Source organism: Acinetobacter sp. FDAARGOS_494 (assembly GCF_003812225.1).
Lineage (GTDB): Bacteria > Pseudomonadota > Gammaproteobacteria > Pseudomonadales > Moraxellaceae > Acinetobacter > Acinetobacter baumannii.
In genome coordinates, this window is record NZ_CP033866.1 from 3,486,131 (window position 1) to 3,504,036 (window position 17,906).

Below are 17,906 nucleotides of genomic sequence, written 5' to 3' on the forward strand. Positions count from 1 at the left end.
ACATTGGCTGAGTAGAAAAATCATAAACTAAATATGATTAAGCAGTTGTTTTTAACAAATTGTTAAAAAGAAATTTTTTAAAACAAAAGCTTAAGATTCTGAATAGGATGTAGTCAGATGCAAGAACTTGCCAACCGATTGGCGATACAAAATTTCGTCAACGCTTATATGCAAGAGACTGGCAAAGGATATTTACTTTCTTTTGACCAACAAAGTTCAACTCAACAAGCGTTTAGCTCTGGTTTGACGCTGTTAACTCTTCCTCTTCCTTCTATACAAGCAGAATGCTCTGTACCTTTATCTTATGTAAGTCGTGTAGGACGCCATCGTCTCGCTGCTTTACCGAAAATGTGTATTGATGGTCAATGGCAAAAATTCAGTGCAGGAACCATTGTTAGTCTTTTACTTGAAGAGTTGGTTATTGAATCTCAATTCAAATTAGATGCTGCTTCATTGTTAGAGAAATGGATACAAAGCCGGGACGCGCTACTACAATTCTTAAAACAACGCCATAATGATTTCGATGATTTAGTAAAGGCTGGACAGAATTTTATTGAAAGCGAACAGGCATTAATTTTGGGTCATAGTATGCACCCAGCGCCTAAAAGCCGGAATGGTTTTGTTCATGAAGATTGGTTGAAGTTTTCACCTGAACATGCTGGAAAAACTCAGTTATATTATTGGCTTGTTCATCAGAATTATATTGCTGAAGGTTGTGCAACTGAGCAGCCAATTTCAGATCAAGTTAAAGACGCAATCCGTTGGTATTTGTCCGAAAGCGATTTAAACCTGTTAAAGACTCATGTTGAATTTAAATTATTGCCACTACATCCTTGGCAAGCTCGTTATTTACAAGGTAAACCTTGGTTTGAGCAATTAAAACAAACAGGACAGTTAATTGATATCGGTTTACGTGGATGGCAATTTTCACCGACTACATCAATTCGGACCTTGGCAAGTTTTAACGCCCCTTGGATGGTTAAAACTTCACTATCAGTCATGATCACTAATTCAATTCGAGTGAATTTGGCAAAAGAGTGTCATCGTGGCGAAATTTCTTATCGTTTATGGCACAGTGATTTAGGTAAAAAAATATTAAAACAATGCCCAACATTGAAAGCAGTTAATGATCCAGCCTGGATAGCTCTGCAAATAGACGGCGAGATTATTAACGAGACAATTTGTATTTTCCGTGATCAACCATTTGCAGTACAGCAACAAGTCACTTGTATTGCATCTTTATGTCAAGACCATCCAAATAAAGAGTTAAATCGTTTTAATGCTTTATTTGACCAAATTGCTCAGAAAAATCAACAAACGAATTTTAAAGAAATTGCTTTGGATTGGTTTGATCATTTCTTGAAGATTGGCTTGGCTCCGTTAATGTATGTTTATCATAAATACGGTATGGCTTTTGAATCGCATCAACAAAATGTATTGCTTGAGCTAGAAGATGGTTTACCGAAAAATCTCTGGTTACGTGACAACCAAGGCTTTTATTATATTGAAGAGTTTGCAACTGAAATTGTAGAAGCATTACCAGATTTACTAGAAAAAGCTCATGCGGTTGGTCCTAAAGATTTTGTGGATGAACGCTTTAGTTATTATTTCTTTGGCAACACTTTATTTGGTTTGATTAATGCAATTGGAGCAACTGGCTATATTTCTGAAGATGAACTGTTAATCCATTTGCAACAAAATTTACTTCAATTATTAGAGCAATATCCAGATAGCACATTATTACAGGGTTTATTGTTTAACGATTCTTTACCGTATAAAGGCAATTTACTTACACGTTTACATGAATTAGATGAGCTTATTGCACCATTAGAACATCAGTCTGTGTATGTGCAGCTACCAAATCCACTGTACGTTGAACAGAAGGATGTGAGCTATGCTTGATTTTATTGGAATTGGACTGGGGCCATTTAATTTAAGTCTGGCTAGTCTGTTACATGATAAAAGCGAGCTGCAATATCGCTTTTTTGATCAGCGTGAGAAATTTGACTGGCATGCTGGTATGCAATTGCCCAATGCGATGTTACAAGTTCCTTTTATGGCTGATTTGGTTAGTATGGTTGAGCCAACCAGCCCTTTTAGTTTTTTAAATTATTTAAAACACCATCAACGTTTATATAAATTCTATTTTAGAGAAAATTTGTATATACCGCGTCAGGAATATAATCATTATTGTCAATGGGTTGTAGAACAACTTAACCATATTGAGTTTAGTAGCCATGTGCTGGATATTAAACCGATTAAAGGTGGATTTGATGTGGAGGTAGTGTGTAATGGGCACCACCAACATTATCGTACTCGACAATTGGTATTGGGAGTGGGTACAACTCCACATTTACCAGAAAGCTTACAAAAGATTTACTCAAAATCAGGAACCTGTCTGCATTCATCAGAATATTTACAGTACAGCTCCCAGAAGTTATCAGGAAATGTAGTTTTAATTGGTTCTGGACAGTCCGCAGCAGAGATTTTTTTAGATCTATTTGATCGTCAGTATATGAATGGTCGAACTACACCAGACTTTCATCTTTATTGGTTAACCCGTTCTGCTGGTTTCTTTCCAATGGAAAATACACCATTCGGTTTAGAACATTTTAGTCCGGATTACATGCATTACTTTTACCATTTACCATCAGGTTTAAAGGCAGAGTTACCAGCGCAACAAGCAAATTTATATAAAGGTATTAGCAGTAAAACGATACATGATATTTATGAGCGTTTATATCATCGTAGTATCGGTGGAATGCCTACAGATGTTACGTTGGCTGGACATCATCAACTGCAATATGCAGAGCTCTTAGAAAACCAGAAAACAAAGTTGTGTTTTGAACACCGTCAGCAAAATAAGAATTATATTCTGGAGGCTGATTGTGTTATTGCAGCTACGGGTTATCGTTATCCAAACCCTAAGTTTCTACAAAATTTACAATCTTTGATCATACGAGATCAGGCCGACCATTGGCAGGTGGCTTCAAACTTTAAAGTCAATTATCAAGGTGAGGGATCTATATTTATTCAAAATATGGAAGTTTATCACTACGGCGTAGGTACGCCTGATTTAGGCTTAGGAGCATATAGGGCAGCCACAATTGCAAATCAATTGGTTGGTGAAGAGTTATTCAAACTTGATCATTCTCAGTCATTCCAACAATTTGGAGTGAATGTACCAGCGCAAGAAGAAGTTTCTGTTCGCAATATTGCAGCCTCAAAAATAACCGAGTTTTCAAGACCTTTAAATAAATCAGGGCCAATGCATCATTCTGCTTTGGGAGCGTATGCACGAAGTAAATTATCTGAGCATATTGAATAAGCTGAACAGAGGATATGTGTATGGAACGTTCTTCTGTGTCCGCGGCTCAACCTCATGAGCAAAGTTTACAACGCTACGTACTTCTGACGGTTATGCTTGGTACAGGTACGGTTAGTTTAAATAACAGTAGTTTCAACCCTGCAATACCTCATTTAATGTCCTATTTTCAGGTAGGTGAGGTATGGGCAAGTTGGGTAGTTGTTGCCTTTTTATTAGCAATGAGTATCAGTTTGCCTTTAGTTGGGTTCCTAAGCCAGCGTTTTGGTAAGCGGTCAATTTATTTAATTGCCTTATTGGGATTTGCTTTGGCTTCTACAGCAGGTGGTTTATTTAATCAGTTTGAATCGGTGTTGATTGCTAGAGCTCTGCAAGGCTTTTGTAGCGGATTAATGATTCCATTATCTCTTGGACTAATTTTTTCAGTTACGCCCAGTGAACAACGGGGAAGTACAACAGGATTATGGGGTGCCATGATCATGCTAACCTTAGCAGTTGGGCCTATGCTCGGAGCACTGGTTTTGGTATGGCTTAATTGGAAGGCCTTATTTTTTATCAATTTACCTGTTGCTTGTCTGGCATTAATTTTAGGCTATGTTTTTCTACCTAAAGAGCAATGGGACAATAAGCAAGAGTTTGACTGGGCAGGATTCTTTTTTCTCGGTTCAAGCATAGTTTTATTACTTGGGACACTGAGCCAAATCCATCAAATTCAGGACTTACTTCAACCTCTATATGGTGCGCTTTTAGTTCTAAGTATGCTGCTTTTTATAAGATTTATTTTTGTACAAAAGAATAAGTCTATGCCATTAATCGAGCCAGCTTTGTTTGCTACGAAGGGGTTCCGCTACAGCTTAGTCATTTGTGTGGCACAAACAGTAGGCTTATTTATTGGCATGTTGCTCATTCCACTATGGATACAGCACCTTCTAAAGTTAAGCCCGCTTTGGACTGGTTTTGCGCTAATGAGCAGTGCAGTAGTTACCGGTATTTGTAGTCAACCTGCAGGAAAATATCTAGATCGTTACGGTGCTGCAAAAATCATGTCTCTTGGACTAATGATTACTGTGGCTTCTTTTCTTTTGCTTGCTTGGGCACCTATACAAAATGTCTGGTTCATTGTGTTTTGTATGATATTACATGGCTTAGGAATGGGACTTTCTTATATGCCATCGACTACGGCAGGTTTGAACAGCTTACGCCAGCAGCAACAGCATCTAGTTACTCAAGCGGCCGCTCTAAATAATTTATTCCGACGTATTTTTGCAGCAGTGGCAGTCGTTATTGCCGCGTTATATCTTCAGCTAAGACAACAATCATTGCCGTTAAATACTCAAGCAATATTTACATCATTTCACACTATGCAGGAAATCTTTGTGTGTTGTGCAATTCTTATACTTTGCACTTTGCCTTTCGCATGGCGTTTTCCTGAACAGTACAGAATCGACCAATTAAAGAAATAGGATTAATAAAAATGGGACAATTACATCCAGTTTTATCAAATACACATGTGATTCAAAATGCTTTACAGGCTTGGCAACATCCAAATTCGGATCAGGCAAAATATGTTGAGCAACGTGTTATTAAGCAATTACTTCAAGCTTTAATTTTTGAAGATATTATTCATTCAGAATATGATGGAAAAAATTTTATTATAGAAGTACAAAATAGTCAGCGCCAAACCATTCGTTATGTCGCTGCAGGGCAAAGACAATATAGTTACAAACTGGTACGCCTTGCCCGTAATCAGGATGTATTTCGTCAAGATGAAAACGGTCATTATCAGATTGCTACTTTAAATTTAGTTATTGATGAAATTCTTAGAACCATAACCGATGCAGCAAAAGTTGAAGATTTTATTTTTGAATTAAAACGAACATTTATTCATGATTTACAGTCTCAAGCATGTTTTGATCACTATGCTTTGCCGGCAATTCAATATCCATATGATATTTTAGAATCATATTTAATGGATGGTCATCCATATCATCCGTGTTACAAGTCACGTGTAGGTTTTAGTTTACAAGACAATGTACGCTATGGTGTGGAGTTCGCCCAACCAATCGCCTTGGTCTGGTTGGCTGTGCATCAGGACATTGTTGCAAAAAAACATTCAGAAGATATAGAGCCAGATTTATTTTTTAAGGAGCAATTGAATTCACAAGACCAAGAGCTATTCCTGCAACATCTCTCAGATCGTGATTTGAAGGCTGATGAATATATTTGGATTCCGGTTCATCCTTGGCAATGGGAAAACCATTTAATTTCTATTTTTGCTGAAGAAATTCTAAATGGCAAAATTGTTTATTTAGGGCAAAGTCAGGATCGCTATTTAGCCCAACAATCTCTACGCACTATGACTAACTTGCAGCATCCGGAAAAGCCTTATATCAAACTGTCGATGAGTCTAACTAATACATCAAGCTCACGTGTTCTGGCTAAACATACAGTAATGAATGGGCCAATTATTACAGACTGGTTGCAACGCTTAATTAAACAGAGCAAAACCGCCCAAGAGCTTGATTTTGCTGTATTACGTGAAGTGTATGGTTTAAGCGTGGATTTTACTAAATTGCCAAAATCACATGCTCAACAGGCCTATGGTACAATTGGATGTCTATGGCGTGAGAGTGTGCATCAATATTTACGTGAAGGTGAAGATGCAATACCGTTAAATGGCGTGAGTCATATCCAAAAAGATGGGCAAGCATTAATTGCACCATGGTTACAGCAATATGGTGTTGAATCATGGACACGTCAACTTTTGAAAGTTGTGATTACTCCTTTGATTCATTTACTTTTTGCGGAGGGAATTGCAACTGAATCACATGGCCAAAATATTATTCTTGTACATAAACAAGGTTGGCCAACGCGAGTTCTTTTAAAGGACTTCCATGATGGTGTGCGCTATAGTCCAGCACATTTAGCACACCCTGAATTGGCTCCTGAACTCGATCAGTTGCCGCCTGAGCATGCAAAAACCAACAGTATGTCATTTATTTTGACAGATGATTTAAATGGTATTCGTGATTTTAGCTGTGCCTGTCTGTTTTTTGTCGCTTTAACCGATATTGCAATATTTTTAAATCAAAACTTTGATCTTCCAGAAAAAAATTTCTGGCAATGGGCTGCGGAAGTCATCCAAAATTACCAGCAGCAACATCCAGAGCATGCTTCACGTTACCAATTATTTGATGTTTTTGCCGAAAAATTGCGCATTGAGTCATTAACTAAACGGCGTTTATTTGGCGATCGTAGCATACAAATTAAATTTGTCGATAACCCGTTAGCTCCTTTTAAATTGCAGGTGAAGTGAGATTTATCTATGAATGCACTTCAGCCCGTTTATCAAGTAATGGACCAAGGAATCTTACAGGATTTTATCAATAGCCTTCTGGTTGAAACGATTATTCCTGAACAGTTTATTTTTGATTTTGCGACTGCCCAAACTGCGCTAAATCAACATGGCAAAAATCTTCAAGAAGTATTTAAAAACACGTCTGAACAATTTTCTTTTGTGCTATTACACGAAGAGAGTCGGCAAGGCTTGGTCATGTTTGCGGTACAAAAAGGTATTACTCAAGCCTGGAAGTTTGCTAATGAAACAGAAGTTTTTCTATTGGAACGCACAAATGATCATGTTCAGATCAATGTGATTGGGATAATAGAACTTTTTGAGTTTATTCAAGCGATAGGTCTTTTTAATCAGTGTAGCACTGATAAAGTTCAAGCCTTTTATGAGCAGCTGCAAAAATGTTTAAAGCAATATCATTTATTACAACAACATCGGGTAAATGCACATGATTTATTGAATCAAAGCTTGGCACATAGATTCCGCATTTTAGAGCAATATGCAGGTTATCGGGACCGCCCATATCATCCTTTAGCCAAATTAAAAGAAGGTCTCAGTCAGCAAGAGTATATGCAATATTGTCCGGAATTTGCTCAAGAATTATCTATTCATTGGGTGGCTGTACATAAGGATAAAATGATGTTTGGTGAAGGGGTAGAAAATATTTTCAAACAACAGCCAAGCGAAATTTTTATTCCTCGTGCTGAGCGATATCAATTAAAACAGGAAATGTTTCAACGTGGGTTAAATGAAACCCACATTGCAATGCCAATTCATCCTTGGCAATTTGAGCATTTATTTCCCAAGTTCTATGCGGATGATATTGCCGACGGTGTTTGTCATCCTTTGAATTTTATCTCTAAAGGAATGTATGCCAGTGCGTCTATGCGTAGCCTCTTATCAAAAAATGTTTTAGAAGAAAGTCTAAAATTACCGATAGGGATTAAAGCTCTTGGTTCATTAAGATTTTTGCCTATTGTGAAAATGATTAATGGTGAAAAAAATCAGAAATTATTACAGCAAGCCAAGGCAAAAGATGCTGTCTTAAAACAAAAATTATGGCTTTGTGAAGAAACACAATGGTGGTCATATTTACCCGAGAAGCAAAATGATCGGACAGCAGACAATGAGTGGTTATTTGTAGAGAAACCTACCCATTTGGCAGCTCAGCGCCGTCATATTCCAGCTGAATTATTGCAAGAACCTTATCAACTTATACCAATGGCAAGTCTTGGACATACAATTATGGGTGAGCCTGCCATTTTTGATTATATTTTGCAGCTTCAACACAAGGACATAAACTCCAAGCAGATACTTATCGAGTTTGAGAAACTGTGTACATGTTTCTTTGATGTAAATTTGCGATTATTCCGCTTAGGGCTTATGGGTGAAATTCATGGGCAAAACATATGTCTTGTGTTGAAAAATGGCGAATTTGATGGATTGATGTTCCGTGATCATGATTCATTACGTATTTATTTACCTTGGGTAGAGCAAAGCGGATTGAAAGATCCTAATTATTTGAGTCCCCATGATTTTAGAAATACGCTTTATCATGAATCGGTAGAGGCTCTGTTATTTTATATTCAAACTTTAGGTATTCAGGTTAATCTAGGGTGTATTGTTGATAATTTAGCGAGTCATTATCAAATTGAAGTTAAGGATCTATGGTCTGTACTTGCTCATGCGTTACAGCAAGTTATTCAAAATCTAAACTTCCAGCCAGAGATTTTGACCCAGCTCCAACATTTACTATTTGAAGTGCCTGAATGGCCATATAAGCAGTTACTTCGACCTTTGCTAGAACAAGATACACGGATTGGTAGTATGCCAACGGGAATTGGGAAAACCCGAAACCCACTTTGGTATGCCTTAAATTGTTAGTGATATCTGACGATGAATACGTCTTTTAAAATACAGGCAGAGAAGTGCGCAACTCTGCCTATATTGCAACAGCGTCTGAAATTAAATGTTCAAATACTACCTGAAAGTTCAACAACCTTAGATTGTCTGTTGAATGATGATGTATGTCGACAGGTGTTACAGGATTTTGCAACACGTATTCATGCTAAAAATCTAACTTGTGCGACCTCATTGTTTGTCAAATATTGGTGTACAAGTTGGATCTTACCTTTTTTATATTGCCATGTGGCTGTTTTGCCATTTGTAAAATGGGATAGTTCAGCATTAGTTATAGACTTGCCGGAACAATGGTATTGGGATAGGACTTTACAGTTAAACCAAACAAGTTTTTATTCTGTTCAGATTATACATTTGCAAGAGTTTAATGACTTGATAGAACAACTTAATCTGTTATTTAAGCAGTTAGCGAAAATAGGTCGCGTACCTTATGTATTACTCTGGGAAAATGTAGCTGTTCGAGTAGTACAGTTTTATCATTCTTTTACAAATCAAAATCTAAATCCGGATATACAGTCTCGGTTAGAACAGCAAAAACAATTCTTTAAGTCAAAAGCTGCCGAAAGTTTTTATTTAACTGAAAATCCATTTGTGCGTTTATGGAATGGATGGCATCCAGAATTTAATACTTTTATGAGACAAAAATGCTGTTTCTATTTTCAGCTCGAAGAGGCTGAGCAGACCTTATGCCGTAATTGTCCCTTACGTTTAAAAGAAATCGGAAAATTTAAAGATGAATCAAATTGATACTTCTAAAGCACTTGTTACAGCATATAAAGAAATAGCAACCTCTACTATTGGTCATGTACTTGATCAGGGATATATTGCACAGGTATTCCCCTTAAGACCTGAAGATAAGGTGGTGGGGATTGTACGTACAGTTCGGATTGAATCGATCAATGCGAGTGGTTTAAGACAAGTCTTGATGAGTTGTCAACCAAATGAAGTTCTCGTTATTGATGCAAGATATGATCTACAACGTGCTTGCTGGGGAGAGCAAAGGAGCGTAGCCGCTATACACTGTGGTCTGGCTGGCGTTGTGGTCTTAGGAGCTATTACAGATCGGCAGGCTTTACTTCAACTCAAACTTCCTATATTTGCTCATACAACCAGTTGTTTAACCACTCGCAATGAAGGGGAAAGTCTCGTTGAAATAGATGCCAAGATTCATATTAATCATACCATCGTACAAACTGGAGATCTGATTATAGGGGATGCAGATGGAATATTTATAATAAAAATGGATGTGGCACAGCAATATTTAAAAGAATTTCAAATGCTTGAGCAAAATGAACAAAATAAGAAAAATGAATTCTTTTTAAAAAATAACATAGATGACTATTATTTTTAATAAAAATCATTCTCATTAATGTTCGTATTTAGTATGATGTCGTGCCTCTTGAAAAATCGTTGAGTAACATTTGGGCTAGGGAGAAATGGAAAAAATGAATGTAAACAATAAGATTGGGGTTAAAGCACGTAATCACATACGTTCAAAACAAGTACTTTTTAAGATGACACCTTGTTGTCTTGCCATATCGGCTATTTTTGCACAGCAGGCTTATGCAGAAACCGTAACTCAAACGGCTGAGGTAAGCGAAAATGCAACACAAAAACCAGTAACCCAATTGCAAAAGATTGTAGTAACTGCGACTCGTACACCAAAAAATATTGCAGAGATTGCAGGTACAGTTCAATCTATTGATCAGAAACAAATTATCCAGCAAGCTACGGCGGGTCGTAAAGTTGCCGACATTCTTGCACAACTTGTACCATCTCTTGCATCAAGTAGTGGAACAACAAGTAATTATGGTCAGACAATGCGTGGACGAAACGTATTAGTCATGATCGATGGCGTTTCGCAAACAGGTTCTCGCGATGTTTCGCGTCAATTAAATAGTATTAGTCCTGGTATGATTGAACGCATTGAAGTAATTTCGGGTGCGACTAGTATTTATGGGTCAGGTGCTACTGGCGGTATTATTAATATTATTACTAAAAGAGCAGATACATCTAAACCACTTAGCTTTGAAACAAAAGTAGGCATTACATCTTCAGATACATTCCGTAGTGACGGCTTAGCTTATGAAGTCGGACAATCTGTCTCATTTAATAAAGGCAATATGGATGGTTTCTTAGGAGCTAATTTTACAAGTAGAGGGTCTCAATTTGATGGAAATGGCGATAGAATTTCCTTAAGCCCTTGGCAAGGTAGTACGATGGACACTGATACTATCGATGTAAATGGGCGTTTAAATTTCAATTTAAATGATACTCAGACATTGAGCTTTGGTGCCCAGTACTATAAAGATAAGCAGGATACTGACTACGGACCGGATTACTCTTATTTACCGACAACCTCTAAGAGTAATGATGCTACAACGCCAACTTATAAGGCAATTAAAGGTTTAAAGCTTAGTAATCCATTATTTACCGAGCGTTATGCTGTTAATTCACAGTATCAAAATCAAGACTTTTTAGGCCAAATACTAAATGTTGAAGCATATTATAGAAATGAAAAATCACGTTTCTTCCCATATGGCCTATCAAATAAATCCGTGACTTTTGTAAACCAGTCTCAATCAGAAATTGAAGTAGCTGGATTACGTTCAACTATGCAAACCGATCTTAATATCGCCAATCGGGATATGAAAATAACCTATGGCCTTGATTATGATTGGGAAAAAGATAAGCAATTTGTTGATATTTTAGCAACTCAATATCCTTATTTAGTGTATACGCCAACAGGCCAACGTAAAGGTTATGGGCCAAATACTGAAATTCAAAATATTGGAGCATTTGTTCAAAGCGATTATGCAGTTACGGATAAATTGAACTTGCAAGCAGGTATTCGTTACCAATATATTCAAGCGGATACCGATGCTTATATTCCTAGCCGAGAGACAACAATGGTTCCGGCAGGATCAACACATGATGATAAGCCGTTATTTAATTTAGGTGCAGTTTATAAACTTACAGATGCACAGCAGGTATATGCTAATTTCTCTCAGGGCTTTAGTTTCCCTGACGTACAACGTATGTTGCGCGATGTTTCTACTTATACCGTTTCAACAGCAAATCTACAGCCAATTACAGTAAATAGTTATGAACTAGGTTGGCGTTTGAATCAGGATGATGGCCTAAATCTGGGATTGACTGGTTTTTACAATACTTCGGATAAAACTGTCCAATTCAACAATCGTGCAGCAAAGGTTGTAGATACAGATCAAAGAGTATACGGGGCGGAAGCAACTATTAGTTATCCATTTATGGAAAATTATAAGGTCGGTGGCACTTTAGGATATACCCGTGGTCAGTATAAAGACGTGGCGAATAAATGGCATGAATTAAACTCATTTACGGTTGCTCCAGTGAAAGGAACCCTTTTTGCTGAATGGGATAATAATGAAGGGTATGGTGTTCGTGTTCAGATGCAAGCTATTAAAGGAACAAATAAAGCTTATAAAGATGACCGTGAATTAGCAGCATTTGCAACAACTCAAGATGAAGCTTTCCAAAACGCTGTAAAGAATGATGCGAATAGTGCTGCGCAAATCAAAGGTTATACCACTATGGATGTATTAGCACATTTCCCGGCTTGGAAAGGTCGTGTAGATTTTGGTGTTTATAATGTGTGGAACCGTCAGTATCGAACAGTATTTGCTCAGCAAGCAGCCGTCTCTAATGCTAATCCGTTGTTAGCAATCCCTGCAGAAGGCCGTACTTATGGTTTAAGTTATACTTTTAACTATTAATGCAACTAACGAAAGAGATACCTGTATAGAGCAGGTATTTCTTTCAATCAAATCTGGCATATTTAAATTTTTAAGGCCATTTAAATGAGTCATCTAAAAAAACAAGAAAATTTTAATTTTACGTATAGCAGGATCTTTTTTATCTGTTTAGCCGCTTATTGCTACAGTTCATGGCTCAGCCTTGTTTTGGCTAAATGGTTACCTTTTGCTAAAGCAGAGAATGTTTATTTTTCGGTATTTATCAGTTTTATCTTTTTTATTTTTTATATTGTCTTTACGAGTTCCATTTTATCAAAACTATGGTTTTGGATGATCAATAGCTTAGGCGTAGTGTTATTAGTGAGCTATTGGCTATTAGCTAAATGGGGAGTGGCTTAAATGAATTTTCGTCAAATTCAGGCAATACTACATAGTTGGTTTGGAATTATTGTTCTTTGGGTTATCTTTTTCATTTTTTTTACGGGCTCTATTGCTTATTTTCGAACGGAAATTAATGTTTGGGCACAGCCAGAAGCAATCAGCCATATTCAAACAGTCCCTTCTGCACAACATTCTGCGCAAACTGCGTTTAACTATCTCAACCAACATGCACCAAATGCCAAAAGATGGCGAGTCACAGTAGCCAATGAGCGGATGCCTGTGAACCTACTTCAATGGCAGGATAAAGAGGGGAAACATCAAGAGCTACAAAACCCTAATACCGGAGAGCTATTAGGACCTGTACGGAAGACTTTGGGTGGAGATTTCTTTTTCAAACTACATTACACGCTTTATCCTTTGCCAAGCACGTTCGGTAGCTTAGTTGTAGCTGTTGTTGCCTTAATTCTATTAATTAGTTTAATCACAGGTGTGATTACGCATAAGAAAATTATTAAAGAGTTTTTTACCTTTAGGGCTTTTAAAGGACAGCGTTCTTTATTAGATCTTCATCACATAACAGGAGTTATCACTTTTCCTTTTTATTTGGTGATGGCCTTTACTGGACTGTTGATTTTATTTTATCTAGTTTTACCGTGGGGATTATCGGAACAATATGGTAAAGCTGGTATACCTAAGTTCTATAATGAAATGCAGTTTACCGAGGTGGCAAAACCTCGAGAACCTTCCTTAACAGAAGCGATGCAACCTTTTAATCAATTCATGGCACAAATGCCTAAGCGAACAGAATCTGGAGCTATTTTAGATAAATTTGAAGTTCAAAAGCCTAATACAGCCGATGGCATGATTACATTTGACTATAACTATAAAAATATTATTACCTTAAATACTCCTCAATATATTTTTGCAACAAATACGGCTGAACGACTCAATCAGCCACGAAATTTAAGTGCAATTGCACAATTAGGTTCATCAAGTTATGGGATTCATTTAGGTTACTTTGCTTCTATCTGGATGCGTTTTATTTTGGCTTGTTTAGGAATAATAGGATGTGTCATGTTGGTTGCAGGCGCATTACTATGGCAAACAAAGCGCATCAAAGAACAAAAGAAATTTGGATATAGATTAGTAAGACATTTGAACTTTTTTACTTTCTTAGGGCTGCCTTTTGCCTCAGCCTTTTATTTAATGGTTAATCGGATTATACCTGCTTCATTTGAGCCGAGGGAACTATACGAGGTTTCAGCATTTTATATAGCATGGCTATTAAGCTTATTGATTAGCTTTAGCTGCTCAATAAGGAAGGGAATAATCATCATGCTATATATTACGGCTGCTGTTTTATTCCTTATTCCAGTTATTAGTGTCGTTCTGGTGCCAGAAGCCTCTTTATTAAATAGTCTAAAGTCTGTGCATTGGTCTCTTGTCGGTGTTGATCTGGCGCTCATACTGCTCGGGCTATTCTATTTAGTAGTACTACGCTTCTACCAAACCAAATTTATTACGTTAGGAGAGGCCAAATGAGCTTTGCATCATTATTTTGGGCTATTGCTGCCATAATGCAAGCATGTATGCTCAGCCAATTTGGTCAGAAAAAGCTTCAATATAGCTGGCTTAAAAGTACATCTAGACGAATTTTATATGGAACAACCATATTATTTTTGCTTAGTTCATTGTTTTTGAATTGCTCCTTTGAAGGAAGCTCAGTAGGAGTCTTATCATGGTTTTTTGCGATCATCACAACCGCTTTCTTTTTGCAAATTATTGTTTTTTATTTTTTTAGAAAATATTTTATTCCTATTTGGTTAATGGTAATCGTCGTTGCAATTATTTTCTCGATTGTTGAGTTGGTACCTTAAATATTAGCAGGGGAAAGCTGAATTTTTTGTCCATAATTTATGCAATAAAAAAAATAGTAAAAATAAGCTTGCATCTTAAATAAAAATGATTATCATTATCAATTATAGGTTATGTCATAGCAAGGACCGTTATAATGCTTACGCTTTCACAAAAGCTCCCAGATTATTTTGAATATATTGAAAATGATGTTAGCTACTCATTACGTCAGGTTCAGTATCCTCAAGATATACCACTATTACACCGCTGGATGCATGAGCCACACGTTATTCCTCAGTGGCAATTAAATAAAAGCGAAATAGAACTCAAAGTTTATTTTGAAAAAATGCTAGCTGATGATCATCAACGTTTAATGATTGTAGGAATCAATGGTCAAGACGTGGGTTATGCCGAAATTTATGAAGGGAAGCGTGATCGCCTAGCTCGTTATTATAAAGGTGAAGACAATGATTTAGGTTGGCATTTACTATTTGGGGAGAAATCTGCTTTTGGTCAAGGCTTTTTGCGCCCAACAATTCGTTTATTGAATTTCTATATTTTTGAAAATTCCCCAACAAATAGAATTGTAGGAGAACCTGATCATACAGTGAAGCCTTATGCGGCTGTAGTAGAAGACATGTGCTATGAAGAGCAGGGCTTAATTCCAATGCCGGAAAAAACGGCAATGTTGTATTACTGTTTCCGTGAAAAGTTCTATGACAGATTTTTTGAGTTATACCAGGCATCGCAACAAAAATTACAGCAAAAAGCGAGTTAATTTCTGGTATGGGTAGACCTGCAAGACATAATAAAAACAATGCAGGTCTGTTTAGCAGTAAATGGACCTAAGAAAAATAAACATGATCAGCGCATAAAAAGAAGAAGCAAAAGTAGCACGCGAGGAAGGCTTGCTACTTTTGTGCTTAAAACTCAGTTTCAGAATTATCTATATTGTTCAACCTTTTTGAGTTTTTAACTCTTCTCAGTAACAGATTGCTTATATTATTGGTTAAAAAATAACCACTAATGTTTCATTTATTATCATCCTGCCTTTTTTAGCAATTTTTTGTATACCCTGAATAAAACATGATCAAAAAAGAGGTAAAAACGTGCTTATTTTTCATGGAAAACCTGTTCATGGAGCTATCTTCGATATGGATGGGACAATGTTTGATACTGAACGGTTGCGGTTTCAAACATTGCAACAGGCATCTCAAGAACTCATTGGGCAGGAGTTTTCACACGAATATTTAATGCAATGTTTGGGGTTAAGTGCGACTACAGCGGAAAAGCTTGCACAACGTTTATACGGAGTAGATGTTCCATATAAGGAAATTCGAAAACGTGCCGATGAGATGGAACTAGAACATATTCGAAAACACGGCGTGCCTATTAAAAAAGGTTTGGTTCAAGTTCTAGAGCGTTTAAGAAAATCTGGTTTAAGAATGGCTGTGGCTACTTCAAGCCGTAGAGCAATTGCCGAAGAATATTTAATTAATGCAAATGTTTATAAATTTTTTGATGTCATTACTTGTGGGGATGAAGTAGAACAAGGGAAGCCACATCCAGAAATCTTTTTAAAAGCGGCTAGTCAACTTCATTTAGACGCTAACCAGTGTCTTATGTTTGAAGATTCGGAAAATGGTTTAACTTCAGCACATACATCGAAAGGTTTAACGATTTTATTAAAAGATATTAAAGAACCAAATGATGAAATGCTGGAAAAAGCGCATTTTTATTATGATCAGATGTATGACTTTTTAACCGATCTTGATCAATTTATCCCTGTTATGGACATGCCAGAAATGCAGGAACCTTTTCCGCAAAGTCTGAATCAGCTTACTGTTGGAATACATGGTTTCGGTGCTATTGGCGGTGGTTATATAGCGCAGATCTTGTCGCATTGGGATGGTTATACGAAACCAAAACGTATAATTGCGTCAACACGAAATAGTCTTTTCCGCGAAGCTGTAAATGCGTTTGGAACCTATAGTATTCGCTATGGGCAATTTTCTTATGATGAACGTATTGAAAATATGACCATTGTTGATTCTGACAATGAGCAACAAATGTTAGAGATGTATACTCATTCAAGTTTGATTGCATTATGTTTGCCTGAGCAAGCGATCGAACCTGAATCAAAGATAATTGCAAAAGGGTTATATGCGCGTTTTAATTCGCAACTTGAAACATGTATAGAACCTTTAACCTTTCTAATTATTTTAAATAAGGTTGGTGCGAAATATTTGGTTATGAAGCATCTTAAAGAAGCTCTACTAGAGTTAACCAACGATGAAGATGTAACCGAGCATATTTTAAAAGAGCATTACTTTTGCGACACCGTAGTTAATCGCATGGTTTCAAAACTTTCTAATCAGAATTTATATCGTCAACTTCGTATTAAGCATAATTTTCTTGAACAGCATTTAGAAGATTTGGAGCAAGAAGACCAAATCGAAATTGAAGACTGTAATAAACTGAATCAAGAACAACTAAATCAGGCTTCTATCTATGTTGATAACATGCGCCGTAATTTCCAGCCGGGACATATCTTACAAAGCATGGATTTAATCTTGTTCCATAGTGAAACTGATATGCCAATCTATGTAGAGAAAGGCAGTCCTTTACTTGAAAAGTTGCGTCAGGTGGTATTGGTTGACCAAATTACTGACATTCAACTCATTAAAAATCGTTTATGGAATGGTGTACATGCGATGCTTGCTTGGTATGCATCTTTAATGGGTTATGAATCTATTGGTGTTGCCATGGGTGATCATTTAGTTAAAGCATTTGCAGAGAACTTAATTGCAGAAGTGAAGCAGGGACTTGCTATTGTATTACCTAACTATGCAAAAGATCTGGATCGAATGTCACAAAGTTTTCTAGACTCATGTGAATATGCATTTAAAGATCCTTGTCAACGCGTAGCTAGAGATCCACTACGCAAACTCAATCATAATGAACGTGTCATGGCATCAATTGCTGTGAATATTTGTCATGATTTGCCTTATAAAAATTTATTAAAAGGTGCTGCTTTAGGTTATGCCTATGCGATTCAATTTTTAGAAATTGAAGAGACTAAAGCTGTTGAACAGCTGCAGCAACAAATTCAGAACCTAGACTTGAGTACAACTCAAAGAAGACAGCTTGAAGCTGAATTGGTTCAACTTATCCAATATTTGTTTTCTGAACAAGGTAAACAACCTTTGGACATTAAGCTGAACAATACCAAAACTACATCAAATCAATATGTTTGAGTTTGCTTATTGAATTAACCTCAACAATTGAAAGACAAACATGTTTTAATACAAAATTTGAATAATTTTGAATTAAAACCGTG

The 17,906-nt window shown here is 36.7% G+C and carries 13 protein-coding genes; all 13 read left to right on the plus strand.

Going from position 1 to position 17,906, the window contains the following annotated elements:
• The first annotated feature begins 117 nt into the window (after window positions 1-117).
• The 13 genes from EG365_RS17030 to mtlD all read left to right on the plus strand — a co-directional run bounded on the left by EG365_RS17030 (window position 118) and on the right by mtlD (window position 17,823).
• Window positions 118-1,902, plus strand: coding sequence for an IucA/IucC family protein (locus EG365_RS17030; RefSeq protein WP_001156885.1), 1,785 nt, complete (start codon window positions 118-120; stop codon window positions 1,900-1,902).
• Window positions 1,895-3,328, plus strand: a complete 1,434-nt coding sequence (locus tag EG365_RS17035; RefSeq protein WP_000883665.1) for a lysine N(6)-hydroxylase/L-ornithine N(5)-oxygenase family protein — start codon at window positions 1,895-1,897, stop codon at window positions 3,326-3,328. The genes EG365_RS17030 and EG365_RS17035 overlap by 8 nt, the downstream gene beginning before the upstream one ends.
• Before the next feature lie 20 nt (window positions 3,329-3,348).
• Window positions 3,349-4,788 carry a DHA2 family efflux MFS transporter permease subunit gene (locus EG365_RS17040; protein ID WP_000442396.1) on the plus strand — a complete coding sequence of 480 codons (1,440 nt, stop codon included), beginning with the start codon at window positions 3,349-3,351 and terminating at the stop codon, window positions 4,786-4,788.
• A gap of 11 nt (window positions 4,789-4,799) precedes the next feature.
• On the plus strand, window positions 4,800-6,641 hold the full coding sequence (locus EG365_RS17045; RefSeq protein WP_000531135.1) for an IucA/IucC family protein: 1,842 nt from the start codon (window positions 4,800-4,802) through the stop codon (window positions 6,639-6,641).
• A gap of 9 nt (window positions 6,642-6,650) precedes the next feature.
• Window positions 6,651-8,561, plus strand: a complete 1,911-nt coding sequence (locus EG365_RS17050; protein ID WP_000993041.1) for an IucA/IucC family protein — start codon at window positions 6,651-6,653, stop codon at window positions 8,559-8,561.
• Between the two features lie 12 nt (window positions 8,562-8,573).
• Window positions 8,574-9,344 carry a (2Fe-2S)-binding protein gene (locus tag EG365_RS17055; protein ID WP_001097750.1) on the plus strand — a complete coding sequence of 257 codons (771 nt, stop codon included), beginning with the start codon at window positions 8,574-8,576 and terminating at the stop codon, window positions 9,342-9,344.
• Window positions 9,331-9,948, plus strand: a complete 618-nt coding sequence (locus tag EG365_RS17060) for an RraA family protein (RefSeq protein ID WP_001071700.1) — start codon at window positions 9,331-9,333, stop codon at window positions 9,946-9,948. The genes EG365_RS17055 and EG365_RS17060 overlap by 14 nt, the downstream gene beginning before the upstream one ends.
• Window positions 9,949-10,033: 85 nt before the next feature.
• Window positions 10,034-12,352, plus strand: coding sequence for a TonB-dependent receptor (locus EG365_RS17065; protein WP_000413985.1), 2,319 nt, complete (start codon window positions 10,034-10,036; stop codon window positions 12,350-12,352).
• Between the two features lie 84 nt (window positions 12,353-12,436).
• Window positions 12,437-12,730: a hypothetical protein gene (locus tag EG365_RS17070; RefSeq protein WP_000018791.1), complete on the plus strand. Its 294-nt coding sequence runs from the start codon at window positions 12,437-12,439 to the stop codon at window positions 12,728-12,730.
• Window positions 12,731-14,254, plus strand: a complete 1,524-nt coding sequence (locus tag EG365_RS17075) for a PepSY-associated TM helix domain-containing protein (RefSeq protein ID WP_001011360.1) — start codon at window positions 12,731-12,733, stop codon at window positions 14,252-14,254. It abuts the gene before it with no gap.
• Window positions 14,251-14,589 (plus strand): hypothetical protein, encoded by a 339-nt coding sequence (locus tag EG365_RS17080; RefSeq protein WP_000006577.1) that lies wholly within the window; start codon window positions 14,251-14,253, stop codon window positions 14,587-14,589. Before EG365_RS17075 ends, EG365_RS17080 begins: the two co-directional genes overlap by 4 nt.
• Window positions 14,590-14,723: 134 nt before the next feature.
• A complete protein-coding gene (locus tag EG365_RS17085; RefSeq protein WP_000956973.1) occupies window positions 14,724-15,344 on the plus strand; it encodes a GNAT family N-acetyltransferase in 621 nt (206 codons plus the stop codon).
• 331 nt (window positions 15,345-15,675) lie between these two features.
• A complete protein-coding gene (gene mtlD / locus EG365_RS17095; protein WP_062937576.1) occupies window positions 15,676-17,823 on the plus strand; it encodes a bifunctional mannitol-1-phosphate dehydrogenase/phosphatase in 2,148 nt (715 codons plus the stop codon).
• Window positions 17,824-17,906: the final 83 nt, after the last annotated feature.